The organism is Streptomyces altiplanensis (assembly GCF_053591575.1).
In genome coordinates this window covers 26,638-42,175 of record NZ_JBSFUB010000066.1, presented here as the reverse complement: position 1 = coordinate 42,175, position 15,538 = coordinate 26,638, and the positions used below count along the sequence as shown (strand labels likewise).

The 15,538-nt window shown below is 71.3% G+C and carries 16 protein-coding genes; 6 read left to right on the top strand and 10 right to left on the bottom strand.

All coding sequences use genetic code 11. The features are described from left to right. Both ACWD0Y_RS25125 and ACWD0Y_RS25120 read right to left on the bottom strand, forming a co-directional pair. The coding region (locus tag ACWD0Y_RS25125) for a biotin carboxylase N-terminal domain-containing protein (RefSeq protein WP_308427085.1) at positions 1–90 on the bottom strand (90 nt) is incomplete at its 3' end. Positions 91–309: 219 nt separating this feature from the next. Then, positions 310–954, bottom strand: a complete 645-nt coding sequence (locus tag ACWD0Y_RS25120; RefSeq protein WP_450262577.1) for a response regulator transcription factor — start codon at positions 952–954, stop codon at positions 310–312. A gap of 509 nt (positions 955–1,463) precedes the next feature. On the opposite strand from ACWD0Y_RS25120, the gene ACWD0Y_RS25115 reads away from it, so the two are divergent. Then, complete coding sequence (locus ACWD0Y_RS25115) at positions 1,464–2,177, top strand: ScbR family autoregulator-binding transcription factor (RefSeq protein WP_450262576.1); 714 nt, start codon at positions 1,464–1,466, stop codon at positions 2,175–2,177. Here the strand turns inward: ACWD0Y_RS25115 and ACWD0Y_RS25110 are convergent. Continuing rightward, on the bottom strand, positions 2,166–3,074 hold the full coding sequence (locus tag ACWD0Y_RS25110; RefSeq protein WP_450262575.1) for a quinone oxidoreductase family protein: 909 nt from the start codon (positions 3,072–3,074) through the stop codon (positions 2,166–2,168). The genes ACWD0Y_RS25115 and ACWD0Y_RS25110 overlap by 12 nt on opposite strands. A 107-nt stretch (positions 3,075–3,181) precedes the next feature. Here ACWD0Y_RS25110 and ACWD0Y_RS25105 point away from each other — a divergent pair, with 107 nt between their 5' ends. Then, the gene (locus ACWD0Y_RS25105) at positions 3,182–3,952 is read left to right on the top strand and encodes an SDR family NAD(P)-dependent oxidoreductase (protein ID WP_450262574.1); all 771 of its coding nucleotides are present in this window, start codon (positions 3,182–3,184) and stop codon (positions 3,950–3,952) included. Positions 3,953–4,018: 66 nt separating this feature from the next. On the opposite strand, the gene ACWD0Y_RS25100 is transcribed toward ACWD0Y_RS25105, so the two are convergent. Continuing rightward, positions 4,019–4,876 carry a ScbA/BarX family gamma-butyrolactone biosynthesis protein gene (locus ACWD0Y_RS25100; protein WP_450262573.1) on the bottom strand — a complete coding sequence of 286 codons (858 nt, stop codon included), beginning with the start codon at positions 4,874–4,876 and terminating at the stop codon, positions 4,019–4,021. Positions 4,877–5,010: 134 nt separating this feature from the next. Here ACWD0Y_RS25100 and ACWD0Y_RS25095 point away from each other — a divergent pair, with 134 nt between their 5' ends. After that, positions 5,011–5,697 (top strand): ScbR family autoregulator-binding transcription factor, encoded by a 687-nt coding sequence (locus ACWD0Y_RS25095; protein WP_450262572.1) that lies wholly within the window; start codon positions 5,011–5,013, stop codon positions 5,695–5,697. Positions 5,698–5,770: 73 nt separating this feature from the next. On the opposite strand, the gene ACWD0Y_RS25090 is transcribed toward ACWD0Y_RS25095, so the two are convergent. From ACWD0Y_RS25090 to ACWD0Y_RS25080, 3 genes are all read right to left on the bottom strand, one after another. Beyond that, positions 5,771–7,030 (bottom strand): MFS transporter, encoded by a 1,260-nt coding sequence (locus ACWD0Y_RS25090; protein ID WP_450262571.1) that lies wholly within the window; start codon positions 7,028–7,030, stop codon positions 5,771–5,773. Further along, a complete protein-coding gene (locus tag ACWD0Y_RS25085; RefSeq protein WP_450262570.1) occupies positions 7,027–7,725 on the bottom strand; it encodes a YczE/YyaS/YitT family protein in 699 nt (232 codons plus the stop codon). The genes ACWD0Y_RS25090 and ACWD0Y_RS25085 overlap by 4 nt, the downstream gene beginning before the upstream one ends. A gap of 87 nt (positions 7,726–7,812) precedes the next feature. Continuing rightward, positions 7,813–8,133: a VOC family protein gene (locus ACWD0Y_RS25080; protein ID WP_093798160.1), complete on the bottom strand. Its 321-nt coding sequence runs from the start codon at positions 8,131–8,133 to the stop codon at positions 7,813–7,815. Positions 8,134–8,428: 295 nt separating this feature from the next. On the opposite strand from ACWD0Y_RS25080, the gene ACWD0Y_RS25075 reads away from it, so the two are divergent. From ACWD0Y_RS25075 to ACWD0Y_RS25065, 3 genes are all read left to right on the top strand, one after another. Beyond that, entirely contained in the window at positions 8,429–9,073 is a 645-nt protein-coding gene (locus ACWD0Y_RS25075; RefSeq protein WP_450262569.1) for a TetR/AcrR family transcriptional regulator, read from the top strand. A gap of 277 nt (positions 9,074–9,350) precedes the next feature. Beyond that, entirely contained in the window at positions 9,351–9,935 is a 585-nt protein-coding gene (locus ACWD0Y_RS25070; protein ID WP_450262568.1) for an NADPH-dependent FMN reductase, read from the top strand. A 124-nt stretch (positions 9,936–10,059) separates the two neighbouring features. Further along, on the top strand, positions 10,060–11,202 hold the full coding sequence (locus tag ACWD0Y_RS25065; RefSeq protein ID WP_450262567.1) for a questin oxidase family protein: 1,143 nt from the start codon (positions 10,060–10,062) through the stop codon (positions 11,200–11,202). Between the two features lie 16 nt (positions 11,203–11,218). Here ACWD0Y_RS25065 and ligD read toward each other — a convergent pair whose 3' ends face one another. The 3 genes from ligD to ACWD0Y_RS25050 form a co-directional block, all read right to left on the bottom strand. Then, on the bottom strand, positions 11,219–12,136 hold the full coding sequence (gene ligD / locus ACWD0Y_RS25060) for a non-homologous end-joining DNA ligase (RefSeq protein ID WP_450262566.1): 918 nt from the start codon (positions 12,134–12,136) through the stop codon (positions 11,219–11,221). A 156-nt stretch (positions 12,137–12,292) separates the two neighbouring features. Next, the gene (locus ACWD0Y_RS25055; RefSeq protein ID WP_450262565.1) at positions 12,293–14,149 is read right to left on the bottom strand and encodes a transketolase; all 1,857 of its coding nucleotides are present in this window, start codon (positions 14,147–14,149) and stop codon (positions 12,293–12,295) included. Position 14,150: 1 nt separating this feature from the next. Then, positions 14,151–15,530, bottom strand: a complete 1,380-nt coding sequence (locus ACWD0Y_RS25050; RefSeq protein ID WP_450262564.1) for an NAD(P)/FAD-dependent oxidoreductase — start codon at positions 15,528–15,530, stop codon at positions 14,151–14,153. Positions 15,531–15,538: the final 8 nt, after the last annotated feature.

Here is a 15,538-nt window from a genome sequence, read left to right as displayed (position 1 = left end):
GACGGCCACGCTCGCGATCCCGGCATCCCGGCAGGCCCGAGCAACGCGGACAGCGATTTCGCCACGGTTGGCGATGAGCACCTTGCGCACGATGGATCTCCTCATGGCTTGTCCGGAAGCTGAATGTCAGCTTGTTCCGGGCGCTCATCAGGATCAAGGCGCCACTGTCCAGGCTTTGGTGAACTTCCTTCACAGATCCCGCAGTTCCGCGTAACAGGTGAGAGGCCGACGAGCAGAATGTCAGGGATATGTCAAAGATTCGGCCGGGTTACGGAGCCCCTGACGCCCCGTAACCCCCCAGGGCACCGCTTACGGGTGTCCGAGGCGGAAGCCGACTCCCCTGACCGTGACGATCCAGCTACTGGAACCGAGCTTGTTGCGCAGGCTGCTCACATGCGTGTCGATGGTCCGGCCCGGCCGCGACCAGGAGTCGTCCCACACCTGGACCATGAGCTGTCTGCGCGAGATGACGGCCTCGGGCTGGGAGGCCAGCAGGTGCAGCAGGTCGAACTCCTTGCGGGTCACCTCGACATGCCGCCCGTCGAGCCGGACCTCGCGCGTCCGTGCGTCGATGCGCAGCGATCCGCGCGTGATGACCTGCTCCACGGGCTGCTGCGGCCGGGCCCTGCGCATGACCGCTTCCATCCTGGCCATCAGCTCGCGGAAGCCGTACGGCTTGGCCAGGTAGTCGTCCGAGCCCGCCTGCAGGCCCAGCACCCGGTCGAGTTCGGTGTCCCGGGCGGTGACCACGATGATCGGCGTGTCGCACGTGGCCCGGATGCTCCGGCAGACCTCCAGCCCGTCCAGGTCGGGCAGTTCGAGATCGAGGAGGACCAGATCGGAGCTGCGGTGCACCTGCAACGCCTTGGCACCGGTGGCCACGCTCTCGGCCCGGTAGCCGTGCCGGCGCAACCCCTGGACCAGGGCTTCGGCGGCACGCGGCTCGTTCTCCACGACAAGGACCCGCACGGCTTCCCGCCGGGGACGGGTCCCGGCCTGCGCGGACGGCGCATGGGTGGGCAGCGGAACTAATCGATCTTCATGATTTCGACCAAGTATGTGAGGTTCGAGTGTGCCAGTGGACTGCTGTGTCATCTGCCGCTCCTGCACATCCGCGCGATGGGCGCATCACCAGTAGACCCTTCCGCCGCGAAGATACAAACCGGTACGCCGGTTTGTCAAAGTTTAAAAGTGCGAAGACACCCCTCCACCCGCCCCACCCTCATCCGACCGGCCTTCCACGAGTTCCCGCGACAAGAGGGTAGCTGAAGCCCAAGTCTCCCTGATTGAGCCAACTTTGCCCCCCATGCGCGAACAGGGGGCCGACGGCCACCCCTCCCTGATGCGACAGAGCGTCACCGCGAGTATACAAACCATGCAGTTGGTTTTATAGTTGCCGTAGTACCATCCCCCTTCCCCCAGGCCGCCAGGCCGCAGAAGTAGTCCCAGGACTGGAGCCGTCCGTGACCAAACAGGAACGGGGCGTCCGCACCCGCCATGCGCTGATCCGTTCGGCGGCCAAGCTGTTCGAGCGCCATGGATACGACCGGACGCGCCTGGCCGAGATCAGCTCGGACGCGGGTGTGAGCCCCGGCGCACTGCACTTCCACTTCAGGAACAAGGCGGCCGTGGCCGATGCCGTCGTGACCGCGGCCGCACGCGCCCTTCACCAGGCGGCGCACAGGGCCTCGCAGGGCCAGCCGAACGCGCTCCAGACGCTCACCGACATCTCGCACACCTTCGCCTTCCTGCTGAGCCAGGACGTGGTGGTGCGAGCCGGCTTCCAGCTCGGCTACGACACCGTCCGGCCCCCCAGCCTGAACCTCCGGCAGGAATGGAGGGAGTGCGTGGAGCGGCTGCTGGCCCGGGCCATGGACGAGGGCGTCCTCGCCGAAGAAGTGCCCCTGAAGCCGATGGCCGCGGCCGTGGTGGCGGCGACCACCGGCTTCGAAGTGCTGGGCAGGGGGGACAGGGAGTGGCTGTCGCGCCATTCGCTCACCGGGTTCTGGCAGTTGCTCCTGCCCCGGATGGCCGCCCCGCAGGCGCTGAGCACGCTGACCCCCGGCGGCACGGACTCCGTGATCGACGAATCCCTGCTCATCCCCGAGGAGTTCGTACCGGAAACCGGCCCGCAACCGCACGGTCGCCGTTGCCGCACCGCGCACTCATGGCCGTAGGACCACCTTGCCCGTGGTGCGACGGGCCAGCAGGTCCTCGTGCGCCCGACGCGCCTCGGCCAGCGGGTACTCGGCGCCGGTGACGGGCCGCAGGCGTCCCTGAGCGGTCAGCGAGAGCAGTTCCTTGAGCGGCTCGGTGAAGCCGCCGGGGCGGGCCAGGGCGGGGCGCAGCCAGAAACCGACAACTCCCGCGTTGAGGCGGCTGAGCCGCGCGGGATCAACGGGGGTGAACGGGGTGCGGGAGGCGTTTCCGTAGGTCACCAGGCGGCCGGAGTCGGCGAGGGAGTCGAGGGCCCGGTCGAAGAGCGGGCCGCCCGTCGCGTCGAGGATCACGTCGGCAGGCTCGTCCAGCGGGTACTCGGCCACATCATCGGCGCCCAGCGCCAGGGCGAGTTCCCGCTTGGCGGGGGTGGAGGCCATGGCCCGCACCCGTCGTGCGCCGAACTGCTTGGCCAGTTGTACGGCGAGGCTGCCGACACCGCCCGCGGCGGCATGGACCACGACGCTCTCACCGGGCAGCAGACGGGCGGCGGTACGCAGCAGGTGCCAGGCGGTCAGCCCCTGCATCAGCAGGGCCAGCGCCTGGCCCGCGGGCAGGTCGTCGGGGATGTCGATCACCGACTCCGCACCGGCCAGGGCGAGTTCGGCGTATCCGCCCGTCGTCCGGGCCAGGACCCGCCGCCCGTCCTGGGTCCTGCCGACCACCTCGCTGCCCGGTACGTACGGCAGCCGGTCCGGGCTCAGGTAGGAGCCGTCGACCTGGTGGGTGTCGGCGAAATTGACCCCGGCCGCCTCGACGGTGATCAGTAACTCGCCCTGTTGCGGGGCGGGTTCGGGCAGGTCGCGGAGGGTCAGCACCTCTGGGCCGCCGAAGCGGTCGAACTGGATGGCACGCATGACGGGTGAACGCCGCCCGCCCGGGCCGGTATTCCACCGTGTGACGACGCAGACCGTTTACCCGTCTGGTGTGAACGCGTCAACATGGGGCTGGAAGACTGCAGAGCATGATCGGAAGAAGCCAACTCCTGCAAGACAAAGTCATATTCATCACGGGAGCGAGCAGCGGCATCGGTGCCGCAGCCGCCTCCGTCTTCGCCCGGGAGGGAGCGGCGGTCGTACTCGCGGCACGCCGGAAGGAGAGACTCTCAGCCGTCGCGGCCGAACTGAACGACAAGGGATTCGACGCCTCCTACGTGGTGACCGACCTGACCCGCGCCCAGGACGTACGGGCGGCGGTCGACTTCGCGGTGGAACGCCACGGCCGGCTCGACGGGGCCTTCAACAACGCCGGCATCGGCGGCGACCAGGCACCACTGCACCGGATGAAGGACGACGTCTACGACTCCATCATCGACACCAACGTCCGCGGGGTGTGGAACTGCCTGCGTGCCGAGATCAGCGCCATGCTGGACAACGGCGGCGGCTCGATCGTGAACAACAGCAGTGTCGGAGGCCTGGTGGCCATACCCGCGGCCGCCCCCTATGTGGCCTCCAAGCACGCGGTCGTCGGTTTCACCCGGGCCGCGGCCGACGAGTACGCGCGCCAGGGGATCAGGGTCAACGCCGTGGCGCCGGGGTCGACCCGCAGCGAGATCACGGCCGACTGGTACGACCGCAACCCCGGGCTGGAGGAATCGATCCACGCGATCACTCCCCAGGGGCGCACCGCGGCCCCGGAAGAGATCGCCGAGGCGGCAGCCTGGCTGCTCAGTGACCGGGCGTCGTACGTCACCGGCGTCGTGATGCCGGTGGACGGCGGTTTCGTCAACCGCTGACCCCTGCGGCCGGCCCCCCGCGAAGGTGAGGACGCCCCGGCAGAACGGGCGTCCTCACCGGGCGGCCTAGGCCACGGAGGCAAGGGTGACGCTGAACGCCGCCCTGCCGTCCTGCACACCGGTGACCTCCACCCGCGTGACCCCGTCGCCCGCCGGAGGGACGACGGACGCATCGATCCAGCAAGGGGCGTCGAACTCGATGTAGTGAGCGTACGTGCTGGCCACCTCGACCGGACGGAACACCGCCGGACCGGTGGCGGCCTGTGCGGCCTGGCACGCCGCCTCTATCAGGACCAGCCCGGGAACATGGTCCACGGGGTGGTCGTACAGGGCCACGTTGCCGACGTCCGTACGCAGTTGCCACCGTCCGGGCCAGCCGGTGGGCGCGAGGACCACGTCGGACGCGTGGGTACGCCCGACGGTGGGCGCGGCCACGGGCGCGGGAACGGGGCCCTCGCCCCAGGCGACGTGCAGGTGCTCGCCGCGCAGCCGGCGGTAGACCGCGGGAGCTATCCAGCTGAAGTCGACCGCCGACTCCCCGACCGGGCGCCCCGCGTGCAGCAGGGCCAGCTCGACCCGCATCGAGCGGTGGCCCGTGCTCCGGCAGTACACCTCGACGGTCAGGTCGACCGGTTCGTCCCGGGGAACCCGGTAGTCCCGGTCGAGGGAGAAGTCCAGGCGCTCCATCAGCGTCTGGTGCGTCAGCGGAACCGATCTTTCCGCATGGGCGACGACCAGGCAGCTCTGCCTGATCGTCTGCGTGACTAAGGAGGGTTCACAGGGCCCGTCCGCCGCCGCGGGCCACCGCACCGTGACGGTGTACCGGTCGGAACCGCGCGGGGACCAGCCGGTGAGCAGGACAGCTTCCTCCCGGTGCAGATGCACGTACTTCTTGAGAACGTCGATCCCGACACGCCGGTCCACCTGACCGTAATCTGCAAGCAAACTATTGGACACGTTTCTCCCTCGAAAGGCCACTGAAGTCCCCTGCCCCAGTTAAGATACCGACCCATCGGTTCTTTTTTAAGAGATTGACTATTTCCCCAGGGAGCCCAGGCGTGGCACAACAGGAGCGGGCGATCCGGACCCGCAGGGTCATCTTGGAGGCCGCTGCCGCCGTTTTCGACGAGCTGGGCTACGAGGCCTCGACCATCTCGGAGATCCTGGAGCGGGCCGGTGTGACCAAGGGCGCCTTCTACTTCCACTTCCGCTCCAAGGAGGACATGGCCCGGGGGGTGCTCAGCGAGGCGGTGACGACCGAAGGCGTCCTGCCCCAGGGCCTCAAGCTCCAGGAAGTCCTGGACATGATGATGCTGATGGCCTACCGGCTGCCTCGGGAACCCATGTTCAGCGCCGCGCTGCGTCTGGCGGTGGACCGCAACTCACGGAGCATGTTCGGAACGCGCTGGCCCGACTGGACCGATCTCCTGGCGTCGTTGCTGGGCGAGGCCAAGGCGCGGGGCGAGGTGCACGCGTACATCGAGGAGACGGAGACCGCCCGCCTGCTGCTGTCCGCCTGGACCGGCGTCCGCATCGTGTCCGAGGGGATGCCGGGTGAGTACGACCTGCCCACCGAGGTGGCCGCGCTGCTCCAGCTGATGCTGCCCAGCATCGCCGTGCCCACGGTCCTCCCCCGGCTGGAGATCTCCACGGACCGTACCGCCCGGCTCTTCGCCCTGACGGACGGGGGCGATCCGGAAGACACTGGTGACACCTCCGGGAATGCGGCCGACCGGCACCCGTAGGCGCCGGTGGCGGCGGTCCTCCACCGGCCGCAGGGCCCGGCGGACCACGCTCACCACCGGCACGGGCGGCCCCTCACTTGATCCGGGCGGCGGGGGCGGCGGAAGGGGCCGGCGCCGGACCGCCGGGCCGGGGGCCGGTCACGCCCGCCCGGCTGACCCACAGGGCGGCCAGGGCCACTGCGGGCACGGTTGCCGCGAGGAGGAACCCGGTGGTGGGCGAGGTGGCCTGGATCAGCGGGCCGATCAGCAGCGGGGAGGCGAACTGCCCGGCGAAGGTGGCTGTTCCCGACAGCGAGGTGGCCTGGCCGCGTACGGCCGCGGGCACGCCCTCGCCGATCAGCACGGTGGTCACCGGGAAGAACACCCCCTGGCCGAGGCCGAACAGCAGCGGCGCCAGGAACAGCAGGGGGGCGTTGGGTGCGACGGCGAGCAGCAGGAAGGCCGCCGTCCACAGCGCCAGTGAACCCCGCAGCAGCACGCTGTAGGCCAGGCGGGTACGGAGCGAGGCGTACGCGAGGCCGATGAGGCTCATCGCGCCGGACATGCCCACGGTGTACAGGGAGACCAGCAGCGGATCCTCGACACCGGACTCCGCCAGGCGCTGCGGGAGGAAGACCACCAGCGCGTACAGCAGCAGCGAGCCGCAGAACTGCAGCCCGTACCAGACGAGCAGGATCCGGTGCCGGCGCAGCATCTGCCACGCCCCGATCCTTTCCCCGGCGGGACGGGCGGCCCCCTTCGGCCGCTCGCGGGGCAGGAGCAGAGCGGTGGCGATCCCGAGTGGCACGCCGATCAGGTAGACCCCGAAGGGAAGGTGCCAGGAGATTCCGCCGACGCCTCCGGCCAGCAGGGGCCACAGCACCCCGCCCATGCTGGTGGCCGTCCCGCGCCAGCCCATCGCACGGTCCTGCGCGGGGCCCTTGTAGAGGTTGAGCAGGGCCAGGGTGGTACCCGAGAACACCAGGGCGGCTCCGGCGCCGAACGCGACACGACTGGCGATGAGCGCCGGGTAGCTGTCGGCGACCAGGCCGGTGCCGCCCGCCAGCCCGTACAGGACGAGTCCGCCCGCCAGCGGCAGCCGCACGCCCCAGCGGTCGAGCATCCATCCGGCCAGCGGACTGGTCACGGCGATGGAGAGGCTGTGGGTGGTGATGATGAGGCCGGCCTCGGTACCGCTGAGCTGGAGGTCGCCGCGGATGACCTGGATGACCGGCGCCAGGATGGATCCCGCCATCACCGTCAGGGTCGAGGCGAACAGCAGGAGCGGCAGCGTGCCGGGCCGGACCGGGGCCGGTGCGGGTTCGGGTTCGGATTCGGGCGCGGGAGTGCTCACCGGGCTCCTTCCAGTACGGGGGCTCCGACTCCGCCGGGGCTGGCCAGACCGTGGTTGGTCAGGCGCAGGGTGCGGGTGTTGAAGGCCATGAAGGGCTGGATGAGACCGTCGACGAAGATCAGGAAGGCGAGGGTCCCGATGCCGACGGGTCCGCCCAGCAGCCAGCCGAGGGCGAGCAGGACGGTTTCGACGCCGACCTTGGCGGCCCAGAAGGGCACCTTCAGGCGCTGGTTGAGCGAGATGACGATCAGGTCCATGGCACGGATGCCGGTACCGCTCATGATGATCAGGGCGGAGCCGTAGGAGCACAGCAGGACCGCGACGACCAGGGACGGTACGGAGGCGAACCAGCCCAGGTCGGCCAGGAGCATCAGGTCGATGAGGCTGCCGCACAGGAGGAAGGTGACGAACGGCATCACGACCGGGCGGCGGCGGTTCCACACGGACCAGATGACGATGCACACGGCCGCGATGAGCGCCTGGGCCAGGCCGATGGTCAGCGGGAAGTGCTCCAGGAGGCCGAGGGAGAGGACGTCCAGGGGGTCCACGCCGAGACCGGAGTGGATGAACAGGGTGGCACCGGAGGCGAAGACCAGACACCCCGCGAGATAGAGCGCGTAGCTCTGGAGACGGTCGCGCAGGTCGATGCTGTGACGGGGCCGGACGTGGGCGGGGGTGCTGAGTAACTTCGACATGACGGGTTCCTCATCGCGACAGATGGACGCGGGCCGCCCTGGGGAGCGGAGGAAGGGTCGGACGGCCCGCGAGTGGTGGGGGGGTGATCAGGCGTTGACGAAGATCAGGTTGTTGCCCGCGGGGTCGCTGATCTCGAAACGCTCACCCGTCTTGTGCGGGACGACGCCGGTGGGGCGGAGGTCTTCCACGGCCGAGTGGGCGGCGGGGATGTCCACCTGCGTGAAGGCGAGGCTGATGGGCTGGTCGCCCTTCTGGATGATCAGCTCGCCGTCGTGGCCGGTGTCGAAGACCACGGAAATACCGGGGTACTCCTCGCGGATCTTCAGGCCGAGCCGGTCGCGGTAGAAGGCGACCATGGTGTCCAGGTCCGTGCAGAAGATCTTGATAACCGTCAGCTTGCCGAACATGACGTCCTACCTCTCGTGAACACCCCTTCTTCAGGGGGCTGTTGATGCGTCGACGGGGCCGGGCAGGCCCGGAGCGGAGACGGGAGGCGCGGGGCCTCGCCGGATCTCCCGACATGAAGGAAACTACACGGTGTAGTTCTGTAAGTAAACCGGGTAGGGCAAAAAGTGGCCCGTCGCGAACGGGCGCCCGCCGGGGCGCGCCGAGGACGGGGCGCCGGAAGGCGTGTCACGTAAACTAGCCGGTGTAGTTTCGTTCGATCCACGCCGGCCGGCGCGATCCGAGGAGTGAGCCGCCATGACGTCCCCCGCCACCGCCGCCCGAACAGGGCGTCCCGCCAAGCGCACCGCGATCGACTGCGCCGCCCGCGCCGTCTTCGGCCGCGAGGGCTACACCCGCGCCAGCGTGGACACCATCGCGGCCGAGGCCGGGGTCTCCAAGCGCACCATCTACAACCACTACCAGGACAAGGAGCAGCTCCTGCTGAGCGTGCTCCAGGAGAGCACGCACGCGGTGGCGGCCCATCAGGAGGAGCTGATCGACCAGCACCTGACCGGCCCGGCCGACCTGAGAACCGAGCTGATGGTGCTCGGCCGCGCCCTGGCCGCCCCGCAGAGCGGGTTCGAGGGGCACTTCGCCCTGGTGCGGGTCATCTTCGCGGAAGCGCCGCGACTGCCCTCCGAGGTCATCGAGAGCTGGCGCACCGAGGGGCCGCGACGCACCCAGACGCGGCTCGCCCAGCACTTCACCACCCTGACGGCAGCCGGCCGGCTGCACACGGACGACCCCCAGGACGCCGCCGCCCACTTCACCCAGCTGGTCATGTCCGAGGCCTACGAAAGGTCCTTCCACGGTGCCCTCCCGCTGCCACAGGGCGAGCTGGACGCCCTGGTCGCCTCAGGAGTGGCCGCCTTCCTGCGGCTGTACGGAAGCGGGATCTGACCCCCTCCCCCGCGGGGCCGGCCGGCGCTCCAGCGCGCCCCGCGACGGAGCGGGGCGGTCGGCGGGTTTCACCGACTGCCGCGCTCCGCCCGCCCCCTCCATGGCCGACGGCGAGGCCGCACGTTCGGCCGCGCCGCACCCTCACGACCGCCTCGACGCAGCCGGTGAAAGCGGAACGAGGAGGGCCTGGAGACTTTTTGCTCCGCACGGTGTAGTTTACTTTCGAGCCGGGGCACCATGCCCCGCCGGCCCCATCCGTTTCTTCCGGAGGTAGACCATGACCACCCAGCCCCTGTCCCTCGCCGTCATCATCGGCAGCGCCCGCGGCGGACGCCTCGGCGACAAGGTCGGTCACTGGTTCGCCCAGCAGGCCCAGACCCGCGGCGACCTGACGGTCGATGTGATCGACGTCCTGGAGCACCCGCTGCCGATGTCCATGCCGGCGATGGGCGAGGAGCCGGCCGACCACGTGCGACCGGTCAAGGACGCCCTGTCCCAGCGGCTGGCGGCGGCCGACGCGTTCGTCGTGGTCACCCCGGAGTACAACCACTCCTACCCCGCCTCGCTGAAGAACATCATCGACTGGCACCTCCAGGAGTGGGCCGCCAAGCCGGTCGGCCTCGTGTCCTACGGCGGCATGGGCGGCGGCCTGCGCGCCGCCGAACACCTGCGGCAGGTCTTCGCCGAGGTACACGCCATGACGGTCCGCGAGATGGTCAGCCTGCACAACCCCTGGACCGCGTTCGCCGACGGCGAGGCGCCCCAGGGCGCGGACGCGGCAGCGAAGAAGCTGCTGGACCAGGTGGCCTGGTGGGGCAAGGCGCTGCGCACCGCGCGCGCCGAACAGCCCTACGCCCTCTGAACCCGCCCGCGCCACGGTGCCGTCGGCACGGACAGCGCCGTGGGACCCGCGCGGCTCCCACGGCGCCGGGGCGGCGCCGGCCCCCGTTCCCGCAGCAGCCGAACGTCCGAGAGGTGAAGTTCCCATGCCGTCGGTCAGCTACAGCGACGCGGTCAACGAAGCCCTGGAACAGATGGACGACCTCGGGTACGAGCGCGGGCAGGGCGTGGACCTCGCCAACCACGGCCCGATGGGCGCCGAGGCCCTGGCCCTGCTCGGGCAGGAGGACGAGGTCGCCCGGTGGGTACGGCGCTACCGGGCCGCGATGGAGCACCACGAGCCGCCCGCCGCGCGCTTCGCACTGGACCCCGCGGACGAGTCCTCCTGGCGCCCCGCGCTCGGGAGCTTCGACCGGGCCGGGGACTGGGAGCGGCTCTTCGTCCGCGAACTGGCCGGGGCGCACTGGCGCGAGGTGCTGGTCCGCTGGTGGCCGCGCCTGCTCCCGGGCCTGTTCGCCGGCCTGACCCACGGCCTCATCCGCACCGCGCACGCGGTACGCGGCCTGTACGCCGCCGCAGGCAAGCCCACGCGGCTCCAGCTCAACGAGCTGGCCCGCGGACTGGCGTACTGGGCCGCCCGCCACACCGAGCTTCCCGGCCGCCCCCGGCTGCGCGGCCCCTACGGCCTGCCCGCCGCGGTCGCCGCGCTGCCCCGCGTGGCACACGACGGCCCGATGGGTCCGGGCACCGCCCGCCGGCGGCTGGACAGCCTCGGCGAACTGCCCGGCTACCACGCGTCGCTGGAATGGCTGGCCCCGGAACAGGCGCCCCGGCTGCTGAGCGAGATGACGGCCCAGTTCGCCGACGTCTTCCTCGGCCACCCCGAGGTCTACCCGGTTCCGCTGATCCACGGCGTCACCGCACCGGCCGCCGTACGCATCCTGCTCCCGCACCTGCCGCACGAGCTCCACGAACCGACACTGGCCCGGCTGTGGCAGGTGCACGCGGCGTTCCTGCTGGCCTTCACCACCGACCGGCGCGACGAGGGCACGGCGGCCTGGCGGTCGGAGGTCCCGGACCTGCCGCCGATGGACGAACTGGGCGCGCGGGCCGCCGAACACGGCGACGAGCACGTCATCAAGTTCACCGAGGCGTGCCTGCGCGAGTACGCCCTGCGGCCCGACCCCCGCTACCCGGCCGCCGCGTTCGCCGCGCAGCGCCGCATCACCCGCCTGGACGCGGGCGGCGGCGCCGGGGGCGTCCGGCCCGGCAGGCCCTTTCCCGCGTAGCGCCGCTCCGGGCCGGTCAGCGCAGGGCGCGCAGGCGCCTGCGCGCCGGGCCCAGCGCCCGGCCCCGGGAGGACACGTCCGACCAGGGGTTCGTGCGGGCCTGTTCCAGTACGGCGCCGGTGTCCGTCAACGCCCAGCTGCGCGCGGTCAGTTCCTTGTCGTCGAGCTGTCCCCACGAGAGGGGCGCGGCGACCGGCGCGCCCTCCTTGGGCCGGACCGACCAGGGGGCGACGGCCGTCTGCGCGTAGGCGTTGCGCTGGACGTCGAGGTAGAGGCGGCCGCCCCGGGACTGTTTGCGTACGGCCGTGGTCAGCGCGTCCGGGTGGCGCTCGGCGAGGGTGTCCGCGACCTCCTTGGCGAAGGCGCGGGAGTCGTCGAACGTGGTGTTCCCGTCGAGGGGCACGATCACGTGCAGGCCCTTGGAGCCCGTGGTCATGAGCGTGGACGGCAGTCGCAGCTGGTCGAGGAGTTCGCCGAGCCGGTGCGCCGCCTCCCGTACGGCCGGGAAGTCGTCCCCGGGAGGGTCGAGGTCGAAGACCAGCCGGTCGGGCCACTCGACGCGGCCGGCCCGCGAGAGCCAGCGGTGGAAGGTCAGGCACGCCTGGTCGGCCAGGAAGACGAGGGTGGCGCTGTTGTCGCACACGGTGTGCGTGACGGTGCCGCCCTCCTTGGGGACCCGCACACGGCGCACCCACTCGGGGTAGTGGGCGGGGGTGTCCTTCTGCATGAAGCGCGGGCCTTCGGTGCCGTCGGGCCGGCGCTCCAGCATGAGGGGCCGGCCGCGCAGCTGGGGCACCATGAAGGCCGACATCCGCCGGTAGTAGTCGGCGACATCGGCCTTGGTGAGGCCGCAGTCGGGGAAGAGGACCTTCCCGGGGCGGTGGACGGTCACCGTGCGGTGTCCGGCCCGCACGGTCGTGGTGTCGTCGCTCATCGTCTCTCCTCCTGGGCTCGCTCCGGGCCGTACAGCCACAGCGGCCGTGCTCGGAACAGCACGAGCACGGGCCCGCGCCGGTGGGCGGGCCCGCGCGGCGCGGGGAGGGCCGGCGGGGTGTTCAGGGCGCCCCGCCAGCCGCTCCCCGCCGCTCTCTCACCGTACGACCGCCTTCTCCGCCAGGAGCTTCACGGCGGCCGCGATCGAGTCCGCGTCGATGCCCGCGGCGTTCAGCTGCTCCTGCTCCGTGGCGGAACCCGGCATGTTCCCCACGGCCAGGCGGACCAGCCGCGGCGCCGGGCGCCCGTCGGCGAACACCTCGGCGACCGCGTCGCCCAGACCGCCCTGCGGGTGGTGGTCCTCCACCGTCACCAGGCAGCCGGTGGCCTCCGCCGCCGCCTGTACGGCGCGCTCGTCGACCGGCTTGACCGAGTACAGGTCGACGACCCGGACCGGCAGGCCGTCCTGGGCGAGCAGGTCGGCCGCGCGCAGCGCCTCGTGGACCGTCACGCCCGCGGCGAGCAGGGTGAGCCTGTCGTCGTCGCCGGAGCGCAGCAGCTTGCTGCCGCCGACCGGGAACTCCTCGTTGGGCCCGTAGAGGACGGGCATCGCACCCCTGCTGGTGCGCAGGTAGCGCACGCCCCGGCTCTGCGCGTCGCCCTCCGCCATCGCGGCGACGAGGTGCGCGGTCTGGTTGGCGTCGCACGGGTACAGGACGGTGCTGCCGTGTACGGCGCGGAACATCGCGAGGTCCTCGAGTCCCATCTGGGAGGGCCCGTCCTCGCCGATGGCCACTCCGGCGTGCGAGCCGACCACGTTGATGCCGGCCCTGCTGACCGCCGCCATCCGCACGAAGTCGTGGGCGCGGGTGAGGAACGCCGCGAAGGAGGAGGCGTACGGGACGTAACCGCGCGTCTGCATCCCGACCGCCGCCGCGACCAGTTGCTGCTCGGCGATGTAGCACTCGAAGAACCGGTCCGGGTGCTCCTTCGCGAAGAACTGCGCCCGCGTGGAGTCGCTCACCTCGCCGTCCAGGGCCACGACGTCGGGGCGTGCGGTTCCGAGTGCGGCGAGCGCCTCGCCGTACGCGTTGCGCGTGGCGACCTCGTCGCCCCGCTCGTAGCGCGGCAGTTCCAGGGGGCCTGCGGCGGGGGTGCCCGGACTCCGGTCGGCGTGCGGCTTGTTGACCTCCACCCGGACGAACCGGGGGCCGCCGAGCTCCTCGATCGCTTCCCCGGCGTCCTTCAGGGGCTTGCCGTGCTTGCCTTCCTGGTCCTCCACGGCGGCGACGCCGCGCCCCTTGCGGGTGCGCGCGACGACCGCGGTGGGCCGCCCGGTGGTCGAACGCGCCTCGTTGAAGGCGGCGTCAACGGCCTCGACGTCGTGCCCGTCGACCTCGATGGTGTGCCAGCCGAAGGCACGCAGCCTGCGGGTGTACGCCGCCAGGTCCCATCCGTGCCGGGTGGGGCCGCGCTGCCCGAGCCGGTTGACGTCGATGATCAGGGTGAGGTTGTCGAGGTGCTGGTCGGCCGCGTGCTCGACGGCCTCCCACACCGATCCCTCCGCCATCTCGCTGTCGCCGCTCAGCACCCACACGCGGTAGGGGACCTGGCCCAGGCGCTTGCCCGCCAGCGCCACTCCGACGCCGACCGGCAGCCCCTGCCCGAGCGAGCCCGTCGCCACGTCCACCCAGGGGAGCCTGGGCGTGGGGTGTCCTTCGAGGCGGCTGCCGAGCCGCCGGTACGTCAGCAGTTCCTCGTCGTCGACGGCGCCGGCCGCCCGGTACATGGCGTACAGCAGGGGCGACGCGTGGCCCTTGGAGAGGATGAACCGGTCGTTGCCGGGGTGGTCCGGCCGGTCGAAGTCGTAGTGCAGGTGCCCGGCGAGGAGTACGGCCGCGAGGTCCGCCGCCGACATCGACGAGGTCGGATGGCCCGACTGGGCCGCGTCGGCGGCCCGTACCGCGTCCACCCTCAGCTGCTGCCCGAGCTGGATGAGCTGTTCGCTGTCCATGTCACTCCTTGTGGTCACTCCTCGTGGTCACCCCTTGGGCGTGATTGTCGTCCGGCCGCTCGCGTGCGCCGGGGACCCTGGCCAGTTCCGGTGACGAGGTGTCGAGCGGGACCGACCAGGACCGTACGAGGCCCAGCTGTACGGCCTGGCGCGGCAGTACGGCGTCGAGCGCCCAGTCGGCCGCGACCCGGATCCGGTTCCCCGGCATGGCGGCGAGGTGGTAACCGCGCGTCACCGCGCCCGCGACCGGCCCGGACAGGGGGATGCCGAGCGGGTTGGCGGCGGCCTTGACCCCGCCGAGGTCCACGAGGAACCCCATGTCGTTGTGGCGGTACGCCTGCCGTTCCCCGTACCCCAGGGACGCGGCGACATTGCGGCCCGCCACCTTTCCCTGCCGGGCGGCGTGCTGGGCGGTCATCGGCGTGAACTCCCCCGGCCGGGTGAGGTCCGGTACGGCCGCGGCGTCACCGCAGGCGAAGACCTCCGGGTGCCCGGGCACGTTCAGTTCGGGTTCGACGAGCAGGCGCCCGCGTTCGACCGGCAGGCCGACCTCGGAGACCAGCGGGTCGGGACGCACGCCGACGCACCAGATCAGGGACTTCGTGCCGACGAACTCGCCGTCGTCCAGCCGGACCCCTTCCGGGGTGGCCTCCTTGACGGACGTCCCCGTCCGTACGTCGACCCCGCGCCCGCGCAGCACCTTGTCCGCGGTCTGCGACAGGCGCCGGTCCAGTTCGGGCAGGACGCGCGGCGCGATGTCGAGGAGCAGCCAGCGCGGCTTGTGCCCGGCGTGCCGCCAGGCACTCTGCTTGCGGACGAGGGCGTCGGTGAACATCTTGCCCTGGGCGGCGACCTCGGTCCCGGTGTAGCCGGCGCCGACGACGACGAAGGTGCAGCGCGCGGCGCACTCGTCGGGGTCGCCGGCGGCGGCGGCCAGTTCGATCTGGCGGGTCACGTGGTCGCGCAGGTAGAGGGCTTCGGGCAGCCCCCGGAAGCCGTGGGCGTACTCGGCGACGCCGGGGATCGGCAGCAGCTTGTTGACGCTGCCGACGGCCAGCACGAGCCGGTCGTACTCCAGCTCGCCCGTGTCGCCCTCGGGGCCCGTGTAGTGCACGCGGTGCGACGCCAGATCGATGCGGTCCGCCTCCCCGAGGACCAGCCGTACGCGGGGAAGCGTCCCCGGCAGCGACACCGTCACCCGGCGCGGTTCGAGGATGCCTGCGGCGACCTGCGGCAGGAGGGGGAGGTAGAGGAAGTAGTCGGTGGGGTTGAGGAGGACGATCTCGGCCTTGTCCCGGACCTCCCGGGAGAGGGTCTTCGCGGCCTGATGGCCCGCGAAACCGGCTCCGACGATCACGATGCGGGGACGTTGACGGGTCACGCTTTCAC

Bases quoted from the DNA above. Each gene is read 5' to 3' on its own strand.
- ACWD0Y_RS25080 (WP_093798160.1), bottom strand. From the start codon at position 8,133: ATGTTCGGCAAGCTGACGGTTATCAAGATCTTCTGCACGGACCTGGAC.
- ACWD0Y_RS25070 (WP_450262568.1), top strand. From the start codon at position 9,351: ATGACCACCCAGCCCCTGTCCCTCGCCGTCATCATCGGCAGCGCCCGC.
- ACWD0Y_RS25075 (WP_450262569.1), top strand. From the start codon at position 8,429: ATGACGTCCCCCGCCACCGCCGCCCGAACAGGGCGTCCCGCCAAGCGC.
- ACWD0Y_RS25105 (WP_450262574.1), top strand. From the start codon at position 3,182: ATGATCGGAAGAAGCCAACTCCTGCAAGACAAAGTCATATTCATCACG.
- ACWD0Y_RS25110 (WP_450262575.1), bottom strand. From the start codon at position 3,074: ATGCGTGCCATCCAGTTCGACCGCTTCGGCGGCCCAGAGGTGCTGACC.
- ACWD0Y_RS25065 (WP_450262567.1), top strand. From the start codon at position 10,060: ATGCCGTCGGTCAGCTACAGCGACGCGGTCAACGAAGCCCTGGAACAG.
- ACWD0Y_RS25085 (WP_450262570.1), bottom strand. From the start codon at position 7,725: ATGTCGAAGTTACTCAGCACCCCCGCCCACGTCCGGCCCCGTCACAGC.
- ligD (WP_450262566.1), bottom strand. From the start codon at position 12,136: ATGAGCGACGACACCACGACCGTGCGGGCCGGACACCGCACGGTGACC.
- ACWD0Y_RS25055 (WP_450262565.1), bottom strand. From the start codon at position 14,149: ATGGACAGCGAACAGCTCATCCAGCTCGGGCAGCAGCTGAGGGTGGAC.